Raw genomic sequence first — 25,768 nt, 5'->3', positions numbered from 1 at the left:
AAATCCCCTGCCAGAAGCAATTTCGGCAGGGGATTTTCTTTTGTCTAACCCACTAAAATGAACTTCTTGTGGCCAGTCAGCTGCAATCTTATCTGCCCAAAGAGACAACCTTATATCTCTATAAAGTCATCTTATCCTCTTGAATTGTCACAATGGATAATAAAGTCCACCCATCAGAGGCTCAGCAGCAGACCATCAGCATCGCAGTCCGATGCCGACCGTCTGCAGGAGCATATCTTTTATAGAACTTCTTTCAACGGAGTGTAAGGCAGGTTCCACACCCTTGCCACGGCCTCGAAGGTTACTTTGCCTCCTACCATGTTCACGCCCTTGGCCAGAGCCGGGTCATCGGTCACAGCCTTTTTCCATCCCTTATCGGCCAACGCGACAGCATAAGACAGCGTTGCATTAGTCAGGGCAGTCGTAGACGTATTAGGCACGGCTCCCGGAATATTGGCAACGGCATAGTGTACGATACCATCGATGGTATAAACCGGGTCGGAATGGGTTGTAGGATGCGATGTCTCGAAGCATCCTCCCTGGTCGATAGCAACGTCGACGAGTACCGTTCCGGGTTCCATGAGGCTTAACATATCCTTCGTTATCAACTTTGGGGTCTTGTCGCCGGGAACGAGCACGGAGCCTATAACGACATCAACCGTAGACAGTTCGTTCTTGATGCTGTGCACCGACGAATACAGCGTGTGCACATTGGCAGGGAGCTCGATAGCCAACTGACGCAGACGCGGGATGGAAATATCAGTAATCGTGACATCAGCACCCATGCCGGCAGCTATGCGAGCGGCTGCCTCACCGACGGTACCTCCACCAAGCACGAGCACCTTTGCAGGCTTCACTCCCGGTACACCGGCCATAAGTTTACCCTTACCGCCCTTGGTTTTCTGCAGATAATAAGCTCCATTCTGAGCCGCCATGCGTCCGGCAACCTCACTCATTGGAGCGAGTAGCGGTAGACTGCGGTCAGCTTTCTGCACCGTTTCGTAGGCAATGCATATAGCACCACTCTTCAACATGGCATCCGTCAGCGGGCGATCGCAGGCAAAATGAAAGTAGGTGAACACCACTTGTCCCTCGCGTATGAGCGCATATTCGGGCTCAATGGGCTCCTTAACCTTCACTATCATGTCGCTCTTGGCATAAACATCCTCGATTGCAGGCAGGATTTCGGCACCGGCCTTGACATAGAGCTCATCAGCGAAACCACTGCCCTCGCCTGCCGTATGCTGAACATAGACGGTGTGACCGTGGCTAACCAGTTCGTGAACTCCTGCCGGAGTCATTCCAACGCGGTTCTCATTGTTCTTGATTTCTTTTGGAATTCCTATTTTCATAGCTTCAAGTCTTTAAGGATTTAGTTATTCGCCTCAAAGTTACGGAAATCTTGGAACAAAACAAAAAAAATTGATTCTTTTTTACGGCGCAACTGAAAAAAGTCCGCACAGGGTAAATCCATAGGCAACATACGACCACAAGAGTCACGTCCTGCAAATGACTTTCTTTCCGCGCTGTGTACGTTTATAACGCCAACGCTCTAAAGATCCATGTTTAAGTCGATTGTTATTTCGGGTGCAAAGGTACAAAATATTTTTCCCGAATCCAAATTTCAGCAGGGTAGAAAGGGGGATAGAAAGGTGGGTAGAAAACTGACTTACGGCTGATTCCGTACGAAAACTATCCATTTTAACCCGAAATACGGACTAAAATCCGACACCCGACCACTGCATTCAACCATTGAGATAATCGCTGTTCCCAATGGTTGTCAGCGGTCAGGTGCCGGATTTTACTTGCTTAGAATGACGGGATTACGTCATTCACATTAACACATTTTATCTCGCGCGAGGCTCCATTCGACCTTCATCAGAACTCTGATGTGAAGTGGAACTTGATATGCTCAAAATCCTGTTGAGCCATTTGCAGCATATATCCCGAATCGGCGAGGAAAACATCACGCCCCTCAGTATCCTTTGCCATATACTGATACTTACGCTTCTTGAAGTCATCGAGTTCGGCGGCATCGTCAGCCTCAATCCAGCAAGCCTTATAAAGATGTACGGGTTCCCAGCGGCATTTAGCGTTATACTCGTGCTCAAGGCGATACTGGATGACCTCAAACTGCAGCTGCCCGACTGTTCCTACTATCTTGCGGTTGTTGAACTGGTTGACGAAGAGCTGCGCAACACCCTCATTCATAAGCTGTTCGAGGCCCTTCTGGAACTGCTTCGACTTCATCGGGTCATCATTTTCGATATACTTGAACAACTCCGGCGAGAACGAAGGCAGACCGCGGAAGTGCAGGTCCTCGCCCTCCGTAAGCGTATCACCAATCTTGAAGATGCCATTATCGGGCAGTCCGACGATGTCACCGGGATAAGCCTCATCGACAGTACTCTTACGTTGAGCCATAAACTGCGTCGGCGACGAGAACCGTACCGTTTTCCCGAGTCTCACATGCAGGTAAGGAGTATTGCGGACGAACTTTCCCGAGCAGACCTTACAGAATGCTATACAGGACCGGTGGTTCGGGTCGATATTGGCTGTAATCTTGAAGATGAATCCCGTGAATTTCGGTTCTGTGGGCACCACCTCACGTTCCTCAGCCTTCGTAGGTCGTGGACTGGGTGCGATCTCAACGAAACAGTTGAGCAGTTCCTGCACGCCGAAGTTATTCAATGCCGAACCGAAGAACACCGGAGCGACCTCAGCACTGCGGTATTCGTCGACATTGAACTCCGGATAGACGCCATCGACGAGCTCAAGGTCGTCGCGGAGCTTCTGCGCATCGTCCTCACCGATATGCTTGTCGAGGTCGGACGAGTCGACATCCACCTCAACTTTCTCCGTAACCCTCTGCTTATCAGGGGTGAAGAGGTTGAGCTGATGCTCATAGATATTGTACACGCCCTTGAAGTGGAAACCCTGGTTTATAGGCCACGACAGCGGCCGCACGTGGATTTTCAGTTCCTTCTCAAGTTCATCGAGGAGGTCGAAGGGGTCACGTCCCTCACGGTCCATCTTGTTGATGAATATTATCACCGGTGTATTCCGCATGCGGCACACCTCCATGAGTTTCCGTGTCTGGGCCTCAACACCCTTTGCCGAGTCGACGACGATAATCGCCGAGTCGACGGCTGTCAGCGTTCTATAGGTATCCTCCGCAAAGTCCTGGTGACCAGGAGTATCGAGGATATTTACCTTATACGGCTCACCACTCTGACCGTCGGGCAGATAGTCGAACTCCATGACCGATGTCGAAACCGAGATACCACGCTGTTTCTCGATGTCCATCCAGTCGGACGTCGCTGTCTTTCTAATCTTATTGTTCTTCACGGCTCCCGCCACCTGAATCTGTCCGCCGAAGAGCAGGAACTTCTCCGTGAGGGTAGTCTTACCTGCGTCAGGGTGAGAGATGATGGCAAAGGTGCGCCGTCTTGAAATTTCTTTCTCGTTCATAGTCCTCTTTCTGTCAAGTCCGACCACTCGAGGGCCGGACTGCCATGTTGGATGGGGATTCTTTTCCTTATATAATAATGTATAGTCTGTTGTTAAAAATCGGTAGGCCTATTGACTGCAAAAGCCAAGAGCTTATTTTGCCTCCTGCTCTTTCAGCGTAGCCACGACCTTCCTCACGGAGTCTTCCCAGTAAGGAATCTTTACGCCAAAGGTCTCCTTAATCTTTGTTTTGTCGAGCACGCTGTATGCCGGACGCTTCACCGGTGACGGGAACTCGTCGCTGTGGCACGGCTCAATGTCGCAAGCCGTATTGCCGGCGAGCTCTGCAATCTTCTTTGTGAAGTCATACCACGAGCACACGCCCTCGTTGGAGAAGTGGTAGATACCGTCGTTGCCCTCGAATTTTCTATTCTCCACAATGTCGAAAATGACATCAGCGAGGTCACCGGCGTACGTCGGTGTGCCCGTCTGGTCGAAGACAACCTTCAGCTGCGCCTTAGTGGCTGTCAGCGAGAGCATTGTCTTTACGAAGTTATGGCCGAATTCAGAGTATAGCCATGCGGTGCGGATGATGATATAATGGCAGCCCACAGCCTGAATCTTCTGTTCGCCGTGGAGCTTTGTCAGACCGTAAACGCCTGTGGGAGTGCCCTTTTGGTCCTCGCGGCAAGGAGTATTATAGGGGTCGCCGCCGAACACATAGTCGGTGGAGATGTGTATGAGCAGTCCGCCAACCTCTTTCATCACTTTAGCGAGATTCTCCGGAGCAGTGGCGTTGAGGGTCTCCACGATGTCGCCGGCAGTCTCAGCCTTGTCGACATTTGTCCATGCGGCACAGTTGATGATGCACCGTATGTCGTTGTCTTTCACCTCTTTACGAATAGCATCGATATCGGTGATATCAAGCTTTTGGTATCCGTCACACACATCAGTAAAGATGTATTCGTCCTTACTGTTCTTCGAAACAATCTGCATTTCGTTGCCAAGCTGTCCGTTGGCACCAGTTACTAATATCTTCATAATCAATCGTCAAATTGCAATTTTCCTTCTTTATCCTGTTGATAATAGTCCGACAGCATTCCCACGAACGTTGTCATCTCCTTCACGGCATGCTCTGTTTCGGGCGAGATAGGCTTCTTCTGAAGTCGCAGAATCATTATTCCGTAGAGAACGTCGAAACACGTTTCTATCTCGCTCTCGTTGGCATCAGCCTCCACGAGGGGAGTCTCCGTCGACCCCTCCTCCTTGAATTTTTCCTCGGCACGCTTGTTCTTGCTCCTCACCTCGACGATGAACGGCAGCACCTTATAGTATTCGGCACTGTAGAACGGGAACCGGTTGGAGGCCAACAGCCTCTTATGCAGGTCGATGAGGTCGTCCATAATGACCTCGTTAATCTGCAGATGGCCCTGCTCGCGCTTGCCCTCGGCGTTCATCATCCTGATGAGATTGCCATACCAGTCGGTTTCGTCGGCCTTCTGTTCAGCGGTATAATCGAAACGGCTGATGTAGTTCTTCTCTATCGCCGGCAACGAACATCCGAAAGCGCGGATAATGTCCTCCACCTGCCACATATAGAGCAGGTACTCGGCGATGCTTTTTTCTCTTATTTTCTTTGCTACAAACATTTTTTCTCCTTAATTGTCCCGACCTAAGCGTCAGCGCCTTTAGTGGCCGCTGCTTATCGGAAATAAATAGATGTTGAAAATGGTTCCTATCAGCGTTATCAGGCTGAAGAGAATGACGAGCGACCCAATTATGCGGTTGATAATGACCACACCCTGGAGGTCCCACTTCGCCCTAATCTTATCGACGAGCCACGTCAGCCCGTACCACCAGAGCACAGCACCGCCAATGATGCTCGCAAAGCCCACGCACATGGCCAACGGATGATTGGGCACCACAAAGTTGAACATGCTAAACAGGGCCATGAAGAGGAGCACGATGAGCGGATTGCTGAAGGTGATGAGGAATCCCGTCCAGCAGTTGTACCACAGCGAGCCGGTGCTCTTCTGCCCTCCCTTATGCGCGTTGCGGAGCGGATTGTTGAGAAAGCTGTAGAGTCCGAAGACCAGCAGCATCACTCCTCCGGCCAGCTGGAAGTAGAATTTATACACGGGATTATTGATGAAGTCGAGCACAAAGCTCAGGCCGATACCCGTTATCAGAGCGTATATAAAATCGCTGACAGCAGCCCCAACCCCCGTGACGAACCCATACCAGCGCCCTTTCTTCTGCGTGCGCTGCACACAGAGGATGCCCACAGGTCCCATAGGAGCCGATGCTGCCATACCAATAATCATTCCCTTGATAATCAGTTCAAGGATATCAACAGGGAAATATGACTGAAACAACGTATTCATTATCAGGTGCAAAATTGCAAAAAATATGCGAATTAAGCAAATTTACCGTGTAAAAGTTTGTTAGGTCAATTAAAATTAATATCTTTGCCCAAACATTTACCAACTAAACAAATTTCATCAGATGGAAGAACAGCAGCCAAAGCCGTTTGTAGTCGGCTTAGATTTAGGAGGAACCAACTCCGTATTTGGAATCGTCAATCAACGTGGTGAGATTCTTGCCACAAGTTCCATAAAAACACAAGCTTACAAGAATGTCGACGACTTCGTCAAGGCAGGAGTGGAGTGTCTGCTCCCGATTATCGAGGAAGCGGGCGGCATCAAGCAGATTAAGGCCATGGGTATTGGCGCCCCTAACGCCAATTACTACAAGGGCACCGTCGAGTACGCACCAAACCTGTCGTGGGCTCACGAGACCGTCGTCCCACTGGCACAGATGTTCAGCGACAAGCTCGGCATACCCGTCGGCATCACCAACGACGCCAACGCAGCTGCCATCGGCGAGATGCAGTATGGTGCCGCGCGCGGAATGAAGAACTTCGTCATGCTCACCTTGGGCACCGGCGTAGGCTCCGGCATCGTCATCAACGGACAGCTCGTCTACGGTTGTGACGGATTTGCAGGCGAACTCGGCCACGTGACAATGGTACGCGAGAACGGACGCACATGCGGCTGCGGTCGCACAGGATGCCTCGAGGCTTACTGCTCGGCTACCGGTGTGGCACGTACGGCAAGGGAATATCTCACCGTCAGCACAGAGGATAGCCTGCTGCGCAAGCTCGACCCAGAGAAGATAACATCGCTCGACGTGAGCATTGCAGCCTCGAAGGGTGACGCACTTGCTAAGCGCGTATACGAATTCACCGGAAAGATGCTCGGCGATGCCTGCGCCGACTTCGCCGCTTTCTGCTCACCGGAGGCTTTCATCTTCTTCGGCGGACTGACAAAGGCCGGCGACCTCATCATGAAACCTATCGAGGAGGAGTACAACAAGCACGTGCTGAACATCTTCCGCGGCAAGGCAAAGTTCCTCGTCAGCACCCTCGACGATGCCGGAGCTGCCGTTCTCGGAGCATCAGCAATAGGATGGGACTTGTAAAATTATTTCAAATTAACGACAGAGTTAGACCACTGCTGTAACTCATTGCTGCTCAGCAGCTTACTAAAAGGGTACCTTTCGCATTGCAAAACGGTACCTTTTACGTTGCCAAACGGGCCGTTTCGCGATGCAAAACAGTCCGTTTGGCAACGTCATTTGATATGTATGGGAATGCTGTAAATATTTATCGCAATAATCGGTACGGCATCAGGCTCGCAGCCAGAGTCTGTCCCCCATCCTCACATCATTACCCCCGCGATGTACAACAAAGGCCATAGCAAGGCCAACAACCGCCAACGGCTAATAGCCGGGGTTCCGTTGACGGTATAAAAAAATAAAACACGATTTTCTTTGTAATTCCACTTATTTGCTGTAACTTTGTTGGCTAAGATATGAAACAAAGTGAAGATATACAGAAAGCTGTAGAATGCATGCGAAAGGGCGGAGTCATTCTCTACCCTACCGATACCGTATGGGGAATAGGCTGCGACGCCACTAACGCCGAGGCCGTAGCCCGCGTTTACAAGATTAAGCACCGCGACGACTCAAAGGCTCTCATCTGCCTCGTCGACTCCGACGCGCGACTGCAACGCTACGTAAGGAACATCCCCAATGTGGCATGGGACCTCATCGACGCCGTCGACAAACCGACAACCATTATCCTCGACAACGCCGTGAACCTGGCCCATAACCTCATTGCCGACGACGGGAGCATAGGCATGCGAATAACCAACGAGCCGTTCTCGCACGAGCTGTGTTTCAGATTCCAGAAGCCCGTGGTGTCGACAAGTGCCAATATCAGCGGCAATCCGGCAGCACAAAACTTCTGTGACATAGACCCGGAATTGCTCTCGGCCGTCGACTATGTCTGTGAGAGCCGTCGCAACGAGCATAAGCCACACAAGCCGTCGAGCATCATCAAGCTCAGCGAGAAAGGAGAAGTAACCGTCATCAGGAAATGATTGCAGCAGCAACAAGCAGCAGGACAGACGCTACCGATGAAGAGCGCTCGACGCTCGACAGGATTATCGAATGGCGCACGAAGCACATCAGCGACAACCAGTTTGTGTTGTTGCTTTCGTTCGTCGTGGGCATTTTGGCGGCTTTCGCGGCCTACATCCTCCACTGGCTCATCAGTCAGATTCAAACCCTTCTCGTGTCGGGATTCTCAGTCACCAGCTCCAACTGGCTCTTCCTCGTCTTCCCGGTCATAGGCATCTGGCTGACAACGCTATTTATAAAATATGTAGTCAAGGACAATATCTCGCACGGTATCACACGTGTGCTCTACGCCATCTCGACAAACCGAAGCCGACTGAAGCCCCACAACTGCTGGTCGTCGGTCATAGCGTCTGCCATAACCATAGGTTTCGGTGGATCGGTGGGTGCCGAGGCTCCAATAGTACTCACTGGGTCAGCCATCGGCTCACGCTTAGGACAGATCTTCAACCTCGACAACAAGACGCTCATGCTGCTCGTGGGATGTGGTGCCACGGCGGCCATAGCCGGAATATTCAAGGCGCCGATAGCCGGACTCGTATTCACCCTTGAGGTGCTGATGCTCGATATGACGATGGCATCGCTGCTACCGATAATGATTTCGTCGGTCACGGCAGCATGTTTCTCCTACCTCTTCACGGGGGCGTCGCCAATGTTCAATTTCCACATGGCCGACGTATGGGAACTCGACCGCATACCGGCGGTCATCCTGCTCGGCATCTTCTGCGGATTCCTCTCGCTCTACTTCATGAGGGTAATGACGTGGTGCGAGAGCGGATACGGAAAACTCGCCCGTCACCCTTATGCCAAATTGGCCGTGGGCGGCGTCGCCCTGTCGTCGCTGATATTCTTCTTCCCGTCGCTCTACGGAGAGGGATACAATGCCCTGAGGGTGTTCATCGAGGGTACAACGACAGCCGACTGGGATACGGTGATGAACGGATCAATGTTCGCCGGCAACGATAATCTGCTACTGCTCTACGTGGGAATGGTGATGCTCACGAAGGTATTCGCAACGAGTTCGACAAACGGGGCCGGCGGTTGCGGCGGAACATTCGCACCGTCACTGTTCATCGGCGGTTTCGGAGGATTCTTCTTCGCACGCTTTTGGAACATGTACCACCTCGGGGTCTACATTCCCGAACGCAACTTCACCCTCTACGGCATGGCGGCGGTGATGGCAGCCGTGATGCATGCACCGCTGACAGGCATCTTCCTCATTGCTGAGCTCACGGGAGGCTACTCGCTGTTCATACCGCTGATCATTGTGGCCATCTCGGCTTATCTCACGATATCCATCTTCGAACAGCACAGCATATACGCTATCCGACTGGCAAGGGAGGGAAAACTCATTACCCACCACACCGACCGTTCGGTGCTCACGCTGATGAACCTCGACGACCTCATCGACAAGGACTATACCGCCGTACAGCCCGATATGGAGATGGGCGACCTCGTTCATGCCATCAGCCGCAGCCGCACATCGTATATTCCGGTGCTCGACGATGCCGGACATCTGCTCGGCGAGATTGACATCACGAAAATACGCCACGTCATCTTCAGGACGGAGCTTTACCACCGGTTCCGCGTGTCGCAGCTAATGACGAAGCCGGCGGCCGTACTCCACGAGAGCGACGATGCCAACAGTGTGATGAAGAGGTTCGATGCCACCGGAGCGCAGATGCTCCCGGTGCTCGATGCCGACGACTGTCTGAAAGGATATATCACCAGGACGCATGTCTATGGCACTTACCGTCAGATAGTTGCCGATATGAGTGAGGAATAACATTATAACTTCAAGACCGTTCCGCCGCACCATAAGGGAATAAAAAATGGCCGGCGGCGACAAACAATTATGGACAAGAAAGATTTAAGAATAATTTTCATGGGCACTCCCGAGTTTGCAGTGGAGTCGCTGAGAACTCTCGTTGAGACCGGATATAACGTTGTGGCTGTCGTGACACAACCCGACAAACCCGTAGGGCGCCATCAAGACCGGTTGCAGCCGTCAGCAGTAAAGGAGTATGCGCTGTCGAAAGGTCTGCCGGTGCTGCAACCGGTGAAGATGAAGGACCCGGCATTCGTCGAGACGCTGAGGTCGTACAATGCTGATTTGCAGGTCGTTGTAGCTTTCCGCATGCTGCCCGAGGTAGTGTGGGCCATGCCCCGCTATGGCACTTTCAACGTTCATGCAGCACTGCTGCCGCAGTATCGTGGTGCAGCACCTATCAACTGGGCTGTTATCAACGGTGAGACGATGACAGGAGTGACGACATTCTTCCTCGACAAGGACATCGATACAGGACGGATTATCCTTCAGAAGGAATTCCCGATTCCCGACGATGCCGATGTGGAATACGTCTACGACGGACTGATGAAGCTCGGCGCAGAGGCCGCCAAGGAGACCATCGATAAGCTGATAGCCGGCGACGGACACATCGACAGCAAGGCTCAAGTGGTAGACGCTGATACTGAACTGCATACAGCCCCAAAGATTTTCAAGGACACTTGCAGGATTGACTGGAGCAGGAATGGCAAGAGCATCTACGACTTCGTGCGCGGACTGAGCCCCTATCCAGGTGCCTGGACCGAGATGAAGGCCACCGACGGCGGTAAGGACTATACAGTAAAAATTTTCAAAACGGTAAAAACCGACAAACCGTCAAACGGAGAGCCGGGAACGATAGTCGTCGTGAAAAATCATCTTCTTGTCAACACCGCCAACAATCTGTTAGAGATAACGCTGTTGCAGCTGTCTGGGAAAAAACGTATGGAGACCTCTGCCTTCCTCAATGGTTTCCACGCCATCGAAAACTATCGTTTCGAATAGATAGCCGAAGCAACGATTATTCATTGTCAGCAGGAAATAATGGCTTCCACACCAACGAAAACTATCACATCGAATAGATAACCGAAGCAACGATTATTCATTATTAGCAGTAAAAAATAGAATCGTGGTACTGGCGTAATAGAAACCATCCGAGATTAACGTGCAATTAATCTTATGTATAATGTGGTCAAAGATGGTCTCTTACCCTACCCAACCGTACCCTGCAAACAAATCATTAACGCATACCAGTGGATTGATGACAGCCTACCCTACCTAATATTCTATCCAAGCCACTGATTCTAAGACGTTTGCAGCACTCCGCCGCCGCTTCCTAGGTTTCTGACCAAAGGAAATCTCGATTATTTTTCGTTTTTAACTAAATTTATTGTAATGTTGATTTTTTATTTACATTTATAGTGCTGCCTCAAGTGAAGGTTCCGTCTTCAATACAGGCTCCACCGTTTTGAGTTTTCTCAGTAATTCATGATTGTATTCATAGTCGCAGTCGTTTTTTACAAGTGAGTATGTTATGTGCAGGAGTTTGTTTATTACGTTGTTGAGGACAATGCTGTACGGCTTGCCTTTCTTTTCCAGTCTGTCGGCGTAGGCCTTTATCTCTCGGTTGTAGATAATCGCACTTCTGGCAGCCATTCTGAGGTTGTTCTTTATCATCTTACAGCATACGTTCTTGCTTGGATCCTTCTTGTGGACAGAGGTGCCGGATTCGTCATAGAACGTATGAGCGCCTGCGTAACAGGACATCTTGTTGGGTGTGGTTATCTTCTTGAAATTCGACGAGTATGCGATAATGCAAGCTGCATTGACCAGGCCGAGTCCATTTATGGAAGTCATGTGCAGGTAGTTTCTCTTCAAGTCCTCGTCAGAGTTGATAATGCGCTCGATTTCCTGGTTACACTTTTCGATTATCTCGTCGAGTGTCTTTATCTCGGATTCAGACATTTTGTTTATTACGCGTTCTGTCTGCGATTTGCCAAGTACTGTGGTGAACTTCTTTTCCGACAGCCTTGTCTTTGCCTCTTTTCGGCGTTCTACCATTGTGGCGCGGTAATTCACTATTTCCTTCAGTTCCATGATAACCGTTGGATCGGGCGAAAAAAGGACAAGCTTGTCCTGATGTTTGGCCGCATACTCTGATATGTTCCTCGAGTCGGCCTTGTCGTTCTTCCCGCGTCTGAACCCGGAGGAACGGTGTATCTGCAAAGCACTCTCGCGCCATACGTTCTGGCCTTTGTCGTGAAGATACATACAGATCTGCCTGTCGTATCCACCGGTAGTCTCCATGCAGAACAGTCCGTCTTCCGACAGCTTGCCGTTGCATTGCTTGCACAACTTCTTTGCCCATGAGACAAGAGCTCTGAAGCCTGACGGGCAGTTTTCGAACTGTCTGTAACCAACCTCGTTCAACGAATCTATCGATTCGACGAAAATTGCAGTCGCATCAAAAGTTTTTTTGGCAATGTCTATGCCAATACAGAATTTCTTCATAACTTTGTCTTTTAATGAAGTAAGTAACGAGTTGACCGAGAAGTTGTCCCGACTAATACTTTATTTAGGCTTCGAGCCTAACTTCCTACTTGGTCTCTGCAGCTTCAATCCGGAGGGTCTATAACGGCGATTAGGCTCGAAGTCTAGTAGGGGGTATAGATTATCCCTCCGGTGGTCAACTTTTCCTTACAACAACAAAGGTAAAAATTAACCATGAAACTAAAGGCATAAACCTTTAAAATATTCACACTGCAAAGATAAAGTAGGGGCGGGGTTAATCCCCGTCCTACCAGCAGCGGACAAGACACAAAACAAATATTCTGTGCCTCGAAGACGCACAATAGCACGGAGTGCGCAAAAGCAAATATGTTTCTGCGCGTTCCGCTATTCAACCTCTTCGAGGCTGGTCGTGAATTCTCGCGTCCACGGTCTACCCCAGACTGGGTCGCTGCACTCCCTTAGTCTGGGGCTTTTGAGAATTAAGCCCCGTCGGGGCTTTGCGTTGGCTGAGTAAAATCGCGGTATACAGGGATGATAACACCTCAACAAATTCAAGTTGCCGGGGCTTTGCGTTGGCTAAGTAAAAATCACGGCATCAGCTGTTTTTCCGGTTTTCCTTGCCGTGATGCAAGTCTGAGGAACGAAGGCTGTTTCTTCCCGGTGCCGACTTGCCGAAGCTTGCTTCGAAGCAAGTCGGCACCGGGAAGAAACATAGGGCGCAGCCCTTGCATCACGGCAAGGGTAAAACACCCTGTGAATAATTCACACAGATTTCACAGATTGCCACAGATAAATTTTAAAATAAATCCGTGTAATCTGTGAAATCCGTGCGAATAAAATCTGTAGAACACAGTAGGACTTTATTAAAACACTAAATTGCTGATACAGAACAACTAAGCAAAACACGATGTCAAAGTTGGGTTAAATGAAAAATCCGTACACTGCTGAAGAACAATATCTCTGTTGTCAGCGAATATATCTTCAATGGCTCACGAATATATCTTCAGCGGAATAAGGACATAATATCGGGTCATAAGTAAGTACGAGGGCAGGGAAAAGCCCATTCTCTTCGGGGGAAAAAATCAAACCCTTGCGCTTGCAATCGCAAGTAAAACCGGCAAAACCGCTGATGACTATTCCCGCGGTGTATTAACTTCCGATGCATCAGCCTTTTTTCAAGGTTTTTCAACTTCACTGGCTCCATGAACCATTATAGTCACAGTCCCACCCTCTTTTCTATACCCCTTTCTACCCTGCTAAAATTTGGATTTGGCAAAGATATTTTGTATCTTTGCACCGAAAGAACAATAAGCTAAAACCGGACTCCATCTCTTTGTCTGGTAATCCTGATTGTCAGCGTATATCAATTATTACAGTAAACAAGGATGTAAGATGATACTCCAAAACGCTGATTACCCCACCACTGGCATCGGATGGAATCTATAGCACATAAATCGGTGGATACCCACTTCAAACAGACTATAGCGCCACTGGAAGTTGCATCACGTTCTGATGTATTAAAGTAGGAAAGACATGACATATCCGACGTTATTTCTTGCATGTAGATGCAGAAATAGACCTATGAATTTAATTACAACCGATATATAGCTGGTTATCAACCAATTAAAAGAAGTAAACAAACTGAAGAAATAGACCTTATATATTTGCTGCATTGACAACAAATGCGTAACTTTGCCAAAATTTACGATGCAATGAACAACAAAATTATTATAATCTTATCTGTGCTGACCGCATTTCTCGTTACAGGCTGCAAGGAAACACACAACAGAGCTATTGACTTGGCCTATCATCTAACGGCAACAGCACCGGATAGTGCCTTGTCGGTACTTAATGGAGTTGACCAAGCAAAACTTGGTAAAGCCGAAATGGCGCGGTATGCCCTTGTCTACACAATCGCACAGGACAAGAGCGGACAGGATGTTGACAACGACTCTTTGTTAAGAACTGCCTACACCTATTATAATAATAGAGAGCAAGATTCGCTCTATTCCAAGTGTGAGTACTATATGGGTAAATACTACATGCTAAATGACAGCACAGAGCAGGCGAATGACTGCTTGCAGAAAGCTGCTGATGTTGCTGAAAAGCAGGGCGACAAGTACACCCAATGCCTTGCCTTGGAGAAATTATCAAAAGTCTTAGGTAATTCAAATCCGCGAGCAGCAGTATTAGTGGCACGGAAAGCTGATAGAATATATTCCGGTTTGCCTAATGCTACTAATATAAACAAAGCGTATTTCAGGTTACAAGTAACCGATGCATTGTTACTCGCCGACAGTTTGGATTTGACGGAAGAGGAGTGTGTTGCAGCAATAAAGCTGACAAAACTGACAGGGGATTCTATCTGCATTTCTGACGCTTATCAAGACATGGCTTCTATTTTGAGTCAAAAAAAAGATTATAAAGGATCTTTGTGGTGCTCACGTCAGTCGTGTGAATTAAGCAATAATAATGATGTATCTAAATTATTAAATTTAGCATGGGCTTATTTAGATGCAGATTCGTTAGAAAGATGCAAAGTCTTTATGAACAAGATTAAAGTTGATAAGCCTAACGACCTATACATTTATTATTATATACGACATTTGGCTGCAACAAAGGAGCACGATTATTCCAATGCTGTTTCATTTGCGGACTCAGCATATCACTATATAGAAGAGATGTATGGTAATGAGCTTAACGATAAGGAAAAGTACTATACTTCCTTGGTTACTGCTCAATACGAAAAAGGCATCAGCGAAGAAAAAGCAAATCTGCTAATATGGGTTATAGGTTTGATATTTCTTTCAGCAATAGTCGTTGTAATTTTTATTGTTTATGCCTTTCGGCAGTATAAACTTAAAGCTAAAAGAAAAATTAAATACGAGAAAGAGAGGCATGAAATGGAGGAGAAAACGCACGAGGAGGAATTGCGCCATAAAGAAATTCAGCTTTCAACCATGCGCAGCTACCTGCTTAAAAAAATCAATATAGCAAAAAGGATAGAGGAAATACGTGGAAACAAAAAGGACGTTGTTGTGCTGACAGAGGAGGACTGGGAGGAAATCAGAATGTTTGTTGATAATGTCGAAGGCAATTTCATCTCAAGATTAAGGGAACGATTCCCTAACTTAAGTGATGACGATGTGAAGTTCATGATTCTTCTTCGCCTCAAAATGTCATCCAAGGCTATGGGATTGATTTACAATATCAGCGAAAAGTCAATCCGTCAGAAGCTTTTCGTGTATAAGTCAAAAGTTGGTTTGGAAGGAGGAAACAGCCCATCACTTAGGTCTTTTATTGAAGCTTTTTGATGCCCAAAAATGAAGAAATAGACATCGAGAATAGAGGTATTTTTGATAATATTCTGAATATAAACACTTTATGCAAACATCTATAACGGAAGAAATAGACATGAACAATTTTGATGCATCGAAAAAACTTCCTAATTTTGCAATCGGAAACTTTAAAAGACTTACATTATGAAGCAAATTATTTCATTATTGTTGATGTTGCTTATTTCCCCCTAGTCAAGCCTCTACTATTAACGTCAAAAGGGCTGGAACAATGCATCAAGGTGGTGCACGCATACCATCAGCCACTCAAGTAGTAGCTGACTATGATAATGGCGTTATCACAATTGACGTCTCACGTTACACTGGAACCGTTCAATTGTACGTTTACGACGCGAACAATACAGTCGTGGACTGTGCAGTCGCCACAATCTCAGGGAGTGGTACCGTCACCATGAATATAGGCGACATACCACAAGGCACGTACAGGCTCTGCATAGTGTTAGACAATGCCACATATAGTGGAGATCTGGTAATTTGACATGAGTCAAAGCACAAGTGTTAGATAGAACAAGAACAAGCAACTCATAAAGTAGCTGATATGGATTTATACAAATACAAATTCACAAATTGTTCTGAGATTTGCTGGCAGATTGTAAAAACATACAAGCTTTCTATCAGTAAAGAGACCATCTGCAAACAATTTGTAAAGCATCCTTATCCAGATTCCATTTTAGCCATTACAGACATACTAGGGAAATTCAATGTAATAGTCAATTCTTATTCAATCCAAAAAATAGAAGATTTGCATACCTACACAAAGCCATTCATTGTTCTGGTTTATGTAGATTCAAATTACTATTTTAGCATTGTCTGGTCGTTCTCACAATATACGGTTGCTTGGTTCAACCCTATTAATCACAAGAAAGAAAGAATTTCATTTGACCACTTCGCTAAAATATTTGGGGGTATTGCGACCTCTATTGATACAGACAACTATGTAGGAGAAAACAGTTCGAAAGCCAAAAGATGCAAGTTCCTCGTCAAGAGGTTTGTAGAGCTCATACCTTTCTCTGTATTAGCTATAACTATCGGCTTATCACTATTCGATGTACTAACACCGAATGCATCAATTTATGAAACTCTGTATATTTTAGGATTAGGAGCAGGATGCGTGATTTGTGCAATGCTCGTAGATTTTGAGGCAAATGACCACAAGTCATCTCTTGTTGAGAGATTGTGCCCCGTTGGAAAACATTTGAATTGTACTTCTGTTCTAAAATCGCATGGTAGTACGCTCTACGGTGTCAGTTGGGCTTCTATTGGATTTGCATACTTTGCAAGCTCCTTTATTATCTTGACATGTCTGGGCAGTGATTCGCTAAGTTACATCCATACTGCATCATTTTTAAACCTAATATCCTTGCCCTTTATAATATACTCACTTTATTATCAAATCAAAATTGCCAAGCAATTGTGTATTATGTGCTTGTCAATTATGTCAATTTTAGTGTACATATTTGTGGTGTCCGTTTATGGAGGCTTTCTATCTTCGTATCCACATATCACAACAAAGAGCTTAGTTCTATTTGTTACTATAGGCTTAATCATGTTATGGGCAAGTAATATGTATATAGCTTTGTGTGGTAGAAGTATGGAACTTAATTCGTTATATCCTTACTTTAATAGGCTAAGATATGATAGCAGTGTATTTCAAGCTTTATTAAATAATCAGCCGTTAATAGAAAGGATTCCTGAAGAAATGAGCATCAATATTGGAAATCCTTGTGGAAAAGTAAAGATTTTAAAAGTCTGCGATCCATTTTGTAGCGCATGCTCGAAGTCTCATCTTAGGATGGAGAAATTATTTGAAAATCCCGAAGTATTCATGCAAGTGATTTTCTGTGTAAACCGCAACGATAGTGATGCTAAGAAAAACATCATTAAGTTATTTTTTGCACTTAAAGAGCATTATGGTAATACATTTTTGAAACAAGTTCTACATGAATGGTATAGTCTTAAAAAGAAAGACTATGAAATTTTCAAAAGAAAGTATGACATAGATGATGCTTCAATAAGTAAACAAGGCGACAAAATAACATGGATGGAGAAAAAGACAAAGGAATTAAAAATCCTATACACACCGACTTTCTATATTGGCAGACATCATTTGCCAGATGATTTCTATTCTGAAGAAGACTTTAGTGTGTTAATGAAGAGCCTTATAAAAATGTAGATTGCTAGCAAATCATATGTTATTAATTAAAATTCAGTTTTATGAAAAAAAACATTTCGTTTAAATGGGAAGGCGGAAGCTCGCTGACCCGAGAGCAACTGAAGCATGTCGTTGGCGGCTCAGGATCTGGTTGCTCGTATGAAGGCCAATACTGTACTTGGCATGGAAAGAGTGGAAGATGTCAATATCTTCCATTTTCAGGCGGTTTAGTCTGTTGGTGCGGTTAATGTTCAAGAAAAACTTTAAAGACTAACAATAGTGTCTCTTATAGCTTATTACTATATAGAGACACTTTTACAATAAAATATATGAATCGTATCGCATTATTTATCATTCTGGTTTTTATTTGCAGCGTAAACGCTTACGCTGACAATATAAATCATAACGTGCATGGTCGCGTTGCAGACAACATAACCGGTGAGCCTGTACCCGCAAAAGTATTCTTGATGAATACTGACAGCACTGTAATTGCCTGTATCGATGCTACTGTCGAGGACGTTCCTTACCAGGGTCAGATAGCTACGTATGAATTCAAAGACATTAACCTGAGAAAAGGAAAATACATTGTCAAGGCATCCATGTTAGGCTATAAAGACGCTTATGAAAATATCACCTTACAAAGTCAGCGTCAGTCCGTTCTCATGGTAAAGCCTCTTCTGATGGAGCATGATTTCCATGAGCTGCAAGAAGTTACCGTAAAGGCGACGAAGATAAAAATGGTGATGCGCGGTGATACCATTGTTTATAACGCCGATGCCTTCAACCTGGCAGAAGGCAGCATGCTCGATGCACTCGTTGCTCGTCTGCCGGGAGCACAGTTGACACGTGACGGTCAGATATTTGTCAACGGCCGACTCGTTAAGAGCTTGCTTGTCAACGGCCGGGATTTCTTCAGCGGTAATCCGAAGATGGCACTGGAGAACCTGCCGTCCTATACTGTCAGCAGGATAAAGGTCTATGACCGTGAGGGGCAAAACTCTCGCCTCATGCAAAGGGATATGGGCGACAAGAGTCTGGTGATGGACGTTAAACTGAAAAAGGAATACTACTCCACATTCTTTGGCAACGTTGAGGCAGGAATGGGTACCAATGGGCGTTTCGCGTTGAAAGGCTTTGGTATGAAGTCGTCGCGCAAAGAGATGTTGTTTGCTTTTACTAATATCAACAACCTTAGTGACAATCAGAAAGCCGACATGACAGGCCGATGGACACCACAGGATACTCCTAATGGCTTGGTGACGAACCGCTCGGCCAATTTCAGCTATGCGAGATTCTTCGACAGCAATATGGACAAGTGGCTAACCACACAAAACACCATATCGCATGACGACGGCGACCTTCAAACACGCAAAAACATTGAGACCTTCTTACCCGGAAGCAATTTCATAAGGCAATCGCAGAGTGGAACAGAGTCTAAGACAACGATCTTTGACAGCCAAAACGCCCTGCGGTACGGTGAGAGCGGCAAATATTCTACAATGACCAATGTTGACTTCCACTATAAGCGTGATAATAAATACGCGAACGCATTCTCGGCCAGCTACGACTCAACAGCCTTATTGAACGAGCTCATTGAGCTAGGTATGGACAAAAGCGAGAACTATCATCTGAAACTGGCCAACAACAGTTCATTAAAGTACATTACCGACATGCTGCATTCCGATTTCAACATGGAGTATGACAAGCTGCATGGCAGCAGTTTCTCGCTCTACGACCTTAAATACGTGGATGCAAGCCAGACCCGCGACTTCCGCAATAGATATCTGGCAAATGACAGCAGACACTGGGATGTAAAGGAGGGTGTTGCTTACGACTGGAACTGGCCGGGATGGAGCCTGCGGCCGCAGTATCAGTACGAATATAAATACAACAAAACCAACAACGCCCTATACAGACTTGACAAGCTCGAGAATTTCGACAGTACGCGCTACGACCTTCTTCCGTCGTCGCGGGCGGCCTTGATGAAAGTGTTAGATGCCAATAACAGCTATTACTACACGGAATACCAGAACCATCATCGGCTGATGCTGGAATGGGAAATCAATGGTGCCACTGGCCACAATAAGATGAACATAGAATACGGCTACATCCGATTTCCCCTCCGATTGGTCAGCAAGAACCTCTATTACACACGCATGTGGCGGCACGATGTGTCGGAACGTGAGGTGTTCTTTGAACCGGAGGCCTTCTTCACCGGCGGGAATTCGGTAAGGTGGGAGCTGAGTGCCGGCATAAAATCGGAGATTCCCGATTTGGTCAAGAAGGTTGACTACCTTGACGACTCCGACCCTTTGTATCTCATATCCGGCAACCCCGAATTGAAAAACATTCATCGCTATCAGGCTTCGTTCCTATTGCGCCATGAGGGAAACGGACAGCGAATGTGGAATGCCTCTGTAAAATACGGCAAGACCGACAACGATATTGCTTATGCTACTCTATACGACATGCGTACGGGTGTCTCTACCATAAAGCCTGTCAGCGTCAACGGCAACTGGCGAATGGAAGGACAGACGGGATTTACTCTGCCGTTGGACAGCGCGCGCCGTTGGACTCTGGACAACAGCCTGTCCGTTCGATATAATCATAATGTCGATATGACTAATACAGAAGAAAACGCAAGTAGTCTGCGCAGCATAGTTAATAACTGGCAAATGGGAGACGAAGTAAAACTGAACTTCCGCCCTAACGACCGCATTGAATTTGCACTCCATGCCAGCGGAACATATTACTACATCAACAGCCAACGGAGTGACTTCAAAAATATCCATGCCGGCGATTATCAGGTTGGACTTACAACGGATCTTCAGCTCCCTTGGAAGATCGCCTTTGGGTCAGATATCACATTATATGCCCGGCGGGGCTACTACGACAGCATGATGAATACCACGGATTGGGTGTGGAATGCCCATTTGAGCCGCAGTTTCATGAAGGGCGCACTCGTCGCAAAGCTTACAGGTTTCGACCTGTTGCATCAATTGAGCAGCACCCGTTATGAGATGAACGCCCAAGGCCGCACAGAGGTTTGGTACAATAGCCTGCCCCGATATATCATGCTTTCACTTGCCTGGAAGTTCAATGTCAGCCCAAAACGGAAATAACATACGAGTCTGCTTTAAAAAGCCTTCAATGTAATAATCAATACTTGATTTTGCAAAAACTTTTTAAAGTAGACTCACATATTAAACAAAAAAGATGAAAATAATACAGACATTTTGGAGTAAGCCTCTTTTCCATTCCAATCAAAATGTATGTCAGAATCGGTATCAAGGAGGCTGGCTTAACTATCGCTACTTTTTACTCTCTATGGCGTATAGCTGTCTGACCATATCCCGATATTATCCTCATTTGGAATTATACACTGATACATTCGGTAAATCTCTTTTTAAAGACATTCTTCAGCTCCCTTACTATAGATACCATACAATTCTCGATGACTTGTCAGAGGTTGATGAAGCATTTTGGGCATTCGCTAAAGTCAAAACATATTCTGTTCAGAATGAGCCATTTTTGCATGTTGACAATGATGTTTTTATTTGGCACCCGTTCCCCCAGAATATAATTAGTGCCGATGTGGCCTGTCAAAGTATAGAGAATATAGACGAGTTTTCTTTGACAGACTACCATCTTGCATTGGATTACATAAGAAAGAATGTAAATTCAGTGCCTGATATCATTCGTGACAGCAGATGTAATATTGCTTATAATATGGGTGTGTTTGGAGGCAACGACATAAATTTTATTCAGCAATACAGCAAGCAAGCAGTAACCTGCTTTAATAGTATGTATGATGCCATTTTGCATTCTGGAAATTTGAAAGGCAAATTTAATGTCGTATTCGAACAACTCTTATTGAAGGAATTTGCCCAGAATTATCAAGAGAAGGTTTCTTTTCTGGTGCCCAATAGTGAAATTGATGAAATTCTGAAATTCAGCACTATTGAAACAGCGCAATATGAGAGCAAGTATACACATTGTATTGGCCAATTAAAAAAAGTTACATATATTTGTGAACAAATTGAGTTTAGAATGAAGTATGATTTTCCTTCATACTACAAACGCATTATGTCGTATCTGGACTCTGAGCAGAATGTGTTTGAGGAAAACACAAAATCCATGGCGGATTATCTCAATTTCTGTAAAATATATTCAAAAATTAATCATGCTGTGGATATTAACGATATAATGACCAATTATGAGTTTATACTTAATAATGATTGTTGGATAGAGGAAAAAGATGGTGGGCATTATCTAAATACACCTAAAGAGAAAAGCAAATTGACGGACTGGCGTTTGTTGCTTACATATTTTGAGCGGAAGACTACAGGAATGAATGTATGCAAAATAATATCCAATGAAAAAGATACTATCAATTTATCATTTTATGAGATTGTTACTGACGTTTTCTACCTCATCATGGAAAGTCTTTATATTACGAAATGTTTAACCGTTGCATAAAGATTTTTTATTGCCGTCTACAGATATCAATCTAAAAATGTTGAAAAAGAGATTCCGTGTTATACGACAATTTGACTCAATGGACTGCGGTGCTGCATGTCTTGCAATGATATGTGATTATTATGGGAAACAATATAAGTTAGATTACATACGTGACTTATGCTCTGTTTCGAACGAGGGCGTGTCCATGTATGGGATTAGTATGGCAGCTGGCAAAATTGGGTTTTGGTCGAAAGGCGTTCAACTAACGATGACTGAGCTTTGCCAGAATGATTTGTTGCCTTGTATAGTTTATTGGAATCAAAATCACTTTGTTGTATTATATAAAGTAAAGAAAACATCAATAGGATTTGTCTATTACATTGCTAATCCTGCAACTGGATTAAGAGTAAAGTACAAAGAAAGCGAGTTCGGTAGATCTTTTCTCAATTCTGTTAACAAATTTGGTGATGAGACAGGAATCGTCTTGTTCTTATCCCCTACAAAGGACTTTTATAGTGAGAGTGAAGAAGAAAAAAAAGATATTAGAGCAAACAACAATCAAAAGAAAGCCCTTTATCTCTATTCATACTTGAATCCATACAAGCGTCATTTTTTGGCGCAGGGGGATTTTTCCGTGGATGCCCCCTGCACTCGCCTAACCAAATATCGTGAAACAGCGGAACATGAAGAAGGGAAGGTCACTGACCCCATGCACCTGAGCACGCAGTCCCTTAATCTTTGAGTTGAGCGACTCGGCTGGCGCATTCGTTGACCTGTTGTTGAAGAAGTTTAGCACATACTCCTCTTTGGCCTTGATGGTGTCACGTACTGATATGATTTCCCGAATGCGGGTTCTTCCGACATTCTTGTACCACTTATGGAGCGCTTTCTTTGCACTCTTCCTGTCCTTTTTCTTGCTGAAGATGTTGCGCAGGGCGCAGAGCAGACCGTATGCAGCCTTCATCTTTGGCTCAATCTCAAAGAGCAGGCGCATTTCCTCCTTCTGGAAGTCAGTCCAGTCATTGTGGTTTTTCGTCAGCGGGTATCTTACGTGCGTCAGCAAGTCGGCTTTGGTCTCTCCATTGCTGAGTTTCTTCGGCTCAAACTTTTCATTCTTCCGCTTGCGCGGCCTGCCGAGGCGTTTGCCGTTCTTGCTCTTCTTGACCTCATGGGTCTCGGCGTACCTGTCCCTTGCCTTGGCCCGCTTCTCTTGCTGCTTTCTGAACTCCCGCTCCTCTCTCTTGACCTCGGTCGTGTTGGTGCGCTTGAGCTTCATGCGCATCGCATCAAGTCCCCTGGTCGTATAAAGCTGGATGACATGGAAATGGTCTATAACTATCTCTGCCTGTGGGAAGGACTTCTTGACAATGCCCATCATGCTGTCGGAGAAGTCCATCGACACCTCCTTGACTTTATTTCGGCTCTCTTCTTGTATCTCGTCAAAATGCTTCGTCACGTCAGCAACGGTCGTGCCCTTGACTGCAGCTATGAGTGTTCCCTTCTTGCAGTGTCCGTCCCTGTTGGAGAGGAACGTGATCAGGTCATGGTGAAGCATCGTCTCGTCTATGCACAGTCGCTCGCCCATGTTCTTCTCTTGAAGCACCCACTCACCGGCATGCTCCTTCTGGTCCCAGTCCGTAAAGCCACTCAGATGCTCCTTGTAGGCACGCCCGAGGTACTTCCCGTCAGTCCGGAAGAAGCGCCCCACGCATTGGGCCGTCACTGGGAAGGCATCCAACCATTTTTTTTAAGAAATCCGCAAACTCTACAGAGTAGCAGGTTCCCTCTGCCACAAGAGGCAGGGTTTCAAGGACGACGTTGTGACCGTCTCCGTCCAACCAACGACGGCGACGGACATGCAGCAGAACTTTATGCTCGCGTTGTGGGAAGTCATTGAACAAGCGAGGCTCCGTGAAACCGTTGGGCTGAAGGTCATGCCAGACCTTGTCACGCAGGTCGCGCTCGTCAAGGTAGATGTGAAGAATACGGATGACGGTGCCTGTTTCGTCCTTCTCGTTAGTAACTTCTTCGTCGATCTTAGTGATCTCGAAGTAATCAAGGATGCCATCGGGCAGCATGTAACGGACTAATGTTGAGTAGTCGAATGTCGATAGTTTCTTTGCCATGCTGCAAAGGTAACATAGTTTCCCGACATCAGCAACGCTGTTTCACTATATTTTAGTTAGGCGAGTGCAGGGACATCCACGGAAAAATCCCCCTGCGCCACTATAATTTGAATTTTGGAAAGTCAAATCTTAAGATGGATGCCGACTTTATGCATACAGGGTATGACACCAACAATGATGTTAACGAACAGGCGAAAGCAAACGACGACAGGCATCTCTCTACCATCAATTCGGTCCGGAATACACTTTTCGCTTTTAAAATGTCCTTGTCTGCACCTCTGTTGGGTGGAAAATATTATATAGGCACAGAGGACACGTACACTAAGAGAAAAGACATTTATGAGGAGGCTCTCGGATACGTACCTACTGCCAATGGAAGATTTCAACAGACATCATTGGCATTCTTCACGGGCTATACATACGACTTTGACTTCCTCAGTTTATCGGCAAGTATGAGATATGAGAATGTGAACTATACCTACAAGGATGCTACGAAAACCCACAAGGTGTTCAACAACTTCTTCCCTTCTTTCAGTGTCGATGCCTCCATCGGCCAGGTTGGACTGAACCTCTCATACACTTCCAAGATAGCACGTCCATCCTACAGACAGCTGAGCAATGATATACAGTATGCAAGTATGTATTCACTAAATACAGGCAACCCCTTATTGGAGAATACTACAATCAATGATTTGTCGTTAATTATGTACTGGAACTTCATACAATTCGTGCTCGATTACTCTACAAGACATCATGACATCATATATTATTCATATCCAATGTCTGGCAATCCGTATGTATTGATGACAACATACAAGAACATTCCTCATGTGAGTGTCCTTGCTCCTACATTGGTGGTCAGTCCGCAAATAGGTATATGGAATCCAGAAATCACTATAGGACTCATAAAACAATGGATAAAACGAACAGAATATTTCACGGGCAATTTCGAAAAACCAATATGGGCCTTTGAAATATCAAACAATTTCAAGACAGCCAATGGATGGCTTGCTGTTATTGATTTCAACTGCCAGACAAAGGGAAACAGCCAGAATACTTATTTCTACAAGAACGTCTATGACTTGAGTCTAAATGTCTCAAAGTCTTTATGCAAAGACAAAGTGAATATAAAATTCTCTGTTGATGATATATTGAATCACAACAACGACGCATCGACGTTGTATTGTCCCAATGTTAAGTTGTCAGAATCCAATCGATATTACGGGCGTTGCGCCACTGTCACTATCCGATACACGTTAAATCGACAAGAATCCAAGTATAAAGGCACTGGAGCCGGAAGTGGAGAGATGAACAGACTATAGATATTGGACAAAAACTCCCTGCTAATAATTCACACAGATTTCACAGATTGCCACAGATAAATTTTGTCCAACAAATCCGTGAAATC

At 45.9% G+C, this 25,768-nt stretch carries 19 protein-coding genes; 11 read left to right on the top strand and 8 right to left on the bottom strand.

All coding sequences use genetic code 11. The annotated features are described in order from the left end of the window. Positions 1–239: 239 nt before the first annotated feature. The 5 genes from ald to LDN30_RS04550 all read right to left on the bottom strand — a co-directional run bounded on the left by ald (position 240) and on the right by LDN30_RS04550 (position 5,834). Positions 240–1,352: an alanine dehydrogenase gene (gene ald, locus LDN30_RS04570; protein WP_223928813.1), complete on the bottom strand. Its 1,113-nt coding sequence runs from the start codon at positions 1,350–1,352 to the stop codon at positions 240–242. 526 nt (positions 1,353–1,878) lie between these two features. Next, positions 1,879–3,471: a peptide chain release factor 3 gene (locus tag LDN30_RS04565; protein WP_223925708.1), complete on the bottom strand. Its 1,593-nt coding sequence runs from the start codon at positions 3,469–3,471 to the stop codon at positions 1,879–1,881. Between the two features lie 132 nt (positions 3,472–3,603). After that, positions 3,604–4,491: a dTDP-4-dehydrorhamnose reductase gene (gene rfbD / locus LDN30_RS04560; RefSeq protein WP_223928812.1), complete on the bottom strand. Its 888-nt coding sequence runs from the start codon at positions 4,489–4,491 to the stop codon at positions 3,604–3,606. A gap of 2 nt (positions 4,492–4,493) precedes the next feature. Further along, positions 4,494–5,099, bottom strand: coding sequence for a DUF4924 family protein (locus LDN30_RS04555; RefSeq protein ID WP_223928811.1), 606 nt, complete (start codon positions 5,097–5,099; stop codon positions 4,494–4,496). A gap of 39 nt (positions 5,100–5,138) precedes the next feature. Continuing rightward, positions 5,139–5,834, bottom strand: coding sequence for a LysE family translocator (locus tag LDN30_RS04550; RefSeq protein ID WP_223925705.1), 696 nt, complete (start codon positions 5,832–5,834; stop codon positions 5,139–5,141). 121 nt (positions 5,835–5,955) lie between these two features. Here LDN30_RS04550 and LDN30_RS04545 point away from each other — a divergent pair, with 121 nt between their 5' ends. The 4 genes from LDN30_RS04545 to fmt all read left to right on the top strand — a co-directional run bounded on the left by LDN30_RS04545 (position 5,956) and on the right by fmt (position 10,759). Beyond that, positions 5,956–6,930 carry an ROK family protein gene (locus tag LDN30_RS04545; RefSeq protein ID WP_223925704.1) on the top strand — a complete coding sequence of 325 codons (975 nt, stop codon included), beginning with the start codon at positions 5,956–5,958 and terminating at the stop codon, positions 6,928–6,930. A 392-nt stretch (positions 6,931–7,322) separates the two neighbouring features. Further along, the gene (locus LDN30_RS04540; RefSeq protein ID WP_223925703.1) at positions 7,323–7,892 is read left to right on the top strand and encodes an L-threonylcarbamoyladenylate synthase; all 570 of its coding nucleotides are present in this window, start codon (positions 7,323–7,325) and stop codon (positions 7,890–7,892) included. Beyond that, positions 7,889–9,715 carry a chloride channel protein gene (locus tag LDN30_RS04535; protein WP_223928810.1) on the top strand — a complete coding sequence of 609 codons (1,827 nt, stop codon included), beginning with the start codon at positions 7,889–7,891 and terminating at the stop codon, positions 9,713–9,715. Before LDN30_RS04540 ends, LDN30_RS04535 begins: the two co-directional genes overlap by 4 nt. 69 nt (positions 9,716–9,784) lie before the next feature. Beyond that, positions 9,785–10,759 carry a methionyl-tRNA formyltransferase gene (fmt, locus tag LDN30_RS04530; protein ID WP_223928809.1) on the top strand — a complete coding sequence of 325 codons (975 nt, stop codon included), beginning with the start codon at positions 9,785–9,787 and terminating at the stop codon, positions 10,757–10,759. Between the two features lie 411 nt (positions 10,760–11,170). On the opposite strand, the gene LDN30_RS04525 is transcribed toward fmt, so the two are convergent. After that, the gene (locus LDN30_RS04525; RefSeq protein WP_223928808.1) at positions 11,171–12,265 is read right to left on the bottom strand and encodes an IS110 family transposase; all 1,095 of its coding nucleotides are present in this window, start codon (positions 12,263–12,265) and stop codon (positions 11,171–11,173) included. A 1,712-nt stretch (positions 12,266–13,977) separates the two neighbouring features. Between LDN30_RS04525 and LDN30_RS04520 the strand changes: the two genes are divergently transcribed. The 6 genes from LDN30_RS04520 (at position 13,978) to LDN30_RS04495 (ending at position 22,976) form a co-directional block, all read left to right on the top strand. Next, the gene (locus tag LDN30_RS04520) at positions 13,978–15,579 is read left to right on the top strand and encodes a hypothetical protein (protein ID WP_223928807.1); all 1,602 of its coding nucleotides are present in this window, start codon (positions 13,978–13,980) and stop codon (positions 15,577–15,579) included. 253 nt (positions 15,580–15,832) lie between these two features. Next, on the top strand, positions 15,833–16,099 hold the full coding sequence (locus LDN30_RS16510; protein WP_223925696.1) for a T9SS type A sorting domain-containing protein: 267 nt from the start codon (positions 15,833–15,835) through the stop codon (positions 16,097–16,099). A 60-nt stretch (positions 16,100–16,159) separates the two neighbouring features. Continuing rightward, a complete protein-coding gene (locus LDN30_RS04510) occupies positions 16,160–17,794 on the top strand; it encodes a vitamin K epoxide reductase family protein (protein ID WP_223925695.1) in 1,635 nt (544 codons plus the stop codon). A gap of 446 nt (positions 17,795–18,240) precedes the next feature. Continuing rightward, positions 18,241–20,895 carry a peptidase associated domain and porin domain-containing protein gene (locus tag LDN30_RS04505; protein WP_223928806.1) on the top strand — a complete coding sequence of 885 codons (2,655 nt, stop codon included), beginning with the start codon at positions 18,241–18,243 and terminating at the stop codon, positions 20,893–20,895. Positions 20,896–20,989: 94 nt separating this feature from the next. After that, on the top strand, positions 20,990–22,252 hold the full coding sequence (locus LDN30_RS04500) for a DUF6734 family protein (RefSeq protein ID WP_223925693.1): 1,263 nt from the start codon (positions 20,990–20,992) through the stop codon (positions 22,250–22,252). 37 nt (positions 22,253–22,289) lie between these two features. Continuing rightward, a complete protein-coding gene (locus LDN30_RS04495; RefSeq protein ID WP_223928805.1) occupies positions 22,290–22,976 on the top strand; it encodes a cysteine peptidase family C39 domain-containing protein in 687 nt (228 codons plus the stop codon). Here the strand turns inward: LDN30_RS04495 and LDN30_RS04490 are convergent. Next, positions 22,890–23,942: a transposase gene (locus tag LDN30_RS04490; protein ID WP_223925205.1), complete on the bottom strand. Its 1,053-nt coding sequence runs from the start codon at positions 23,940–23,942 to the stop codon at positions 22,890–22,892. The genes LDN30_RS04495 and LDN30_RS04490 overlap by 87 nt on opposite strands. Beyond that, a complete protein-coding gene (locus LDN30_RS04485; RefSeq protein ID WP_223925203.1) occupies positions 23,920–24,360 on the bottom strand; it encodes an ISAon1 family transposase N-terminal region protein in 441 nt (146 codons plus the stop codon). The genes LDN30_RS04490 and LDN30_RS04485 overlap by 23 nt, the downstream gene beginning before the upstream one ends. Before the next feature lie 107 nt (positions 24,361–24,467). On the opposite strand from LDN30_RS04485, the gene LDN30_RS04480 reads away from it, so the two are divergent. Further along, the gene (locus LDN30_RS04480; protein ID WP_223928804.1) at positions 24,468–25,682 is read left to right on the top strand and encodes an outer membrane beta-barrel family protein; all 1,215 of its coding nucleotides are present in this window, start codon (positions 24,468–24,470) and stop codon (positions 25,680–25,682) included. Positions 25,683–25,768: the final 86 nt, after the last annotated feature.

This window comes from Prevotella lacticifex (assembly GCF_019973375.1).
Lineage (GTDB): Bacteria > Bacteroidota > Bacteroidia > Bacteroidales > Bacteroidaceae > Prevotella > Prevotella lacticifex.
Note: the sequence above shows the minus strand (reverse complement) of the source record. Positions and strands in the feature narration are given on the sequence as shown.

Excerpts from the sequence above, each read along its gene's own strand:
- ald (WP_223928813.1), bottom strand. The coding sequence starts at position 1,352 with ATGAAAATAGGAATTCCAAAAGAAATCAAGAACAATGAGAACCGCGTT.
- LDN30_RS04565 (WP_223925708.1), bottom strand. The coding sequence starts at position 3,471 with ATGAACGAGAAAGAAATTTCAAGACGGCGCACCTTTGCCATCATCTCT.
- rfbD (WP_223928812.1), bottom strand. The coding sequence starts at position 4,491 with ATGAAGATATTAGTAACTGGTGCCAACGGACAGCTTGGCAACGAAATG.
- LDN30_RS04555 (WP_223928811.1), bottom strand. The coding sequence starts at position 5,099 with ATGTTTGTAGCAAAGAAAATAAGAGAAAAAAGCATCGCCGAGTACCTG.
- LDN30_RS04550 (WP_223925705.1), bottom strand. The coding sequence starts at position 5,834 with ATGAATACGTTGTTTCAGTCATATTTCCCTGTTGATATCCTTGAACTG.
- LDN30_RS04545 (WP_223925704.1), top strand. The coding sequence starts at position 5,956 with ATGGAAGAACAGCAGCCAAAGCCGTTTGTAGTCGGCTTAGATTTAGGA.
- LDN30_RS04540 (WP_223925703.1), top strand. The coding sequence starts at position 7,323 with ATGAAACAAAGTGAAGATATACAGAAAGCTGTAGAATGCATGCGAAAG.
- LDN30_RS04535 (WP_223928810.1), top strand. The coding sequence starts at position 7,889 with ATGATTGCAGCAGCAACAAGCAGCAGGACAGACGCTACCGATGAAGAG.
- fmt (WP_223928809.1), top strand. The coding sequence starts at position 9,785 with ATGGACAAGAAAGATTTAAGAATAATTTTCATGGGCACTCCCGAGTTT.
- LDN30_RS04525 (WP_223928808.1), bottom strand. The coding sequence starts at position 12,265 with ATGAAGAAATTCTGTATTGGCATAGACATTGCCAAAAAAACTTTTGAT.
- LDN30_RS04520 (WP_223928807.1), top strand. The coding sequence starts at position 13,978 with ATGAACAACAAAATTATTATAATCTTATCTGTGCTGACCGCATTTCTC.
- LDN30_RS16510 (WP_223925696.1), top strand. The coding sequence starts at position 15,833 with ATGCATCAAGGTGGTGCACGCATACCATCAGCCACTCAAGTAGTAGCT.
- LDN30_RS04510 (WP_223925695.1), top strand. The coding sequence starts at position 16,160 with ATGGATTTATACAAATACAAATTCACAAATTGTTCTGAGATTTGCTGG.
- LDN30_RS04505 (WP_223928806.1), top strand. The coding sequence starts at position 18,241 with ATGAATACTGACAGCACTGTAATTGCCTGTATCGATGCTACTGTCGAG.
- LDN30_RS04500 (WP_223925693.1), top strand. The coding sequence starts at position 20,990 with ATGAAAATAATACAGACATTTTGGAGTAAGCCTCTTTTCCATTCCAAT.
- LDN30_RS04495 (WP_223928805.1), top strand. The coding sequence starts at position 22,290 with ATGTTGAAAAAGAGATTCCGTGTTATACGACAATTTGACTCAATGGAC.
- LDN30_RS04485 (WP_223925203.1), bottom strand. The coding sequence starts at position 24,360 with ATGGCAAAGAAACTATCGACATTCGACTACTCAACATTAGTCCGTTAC.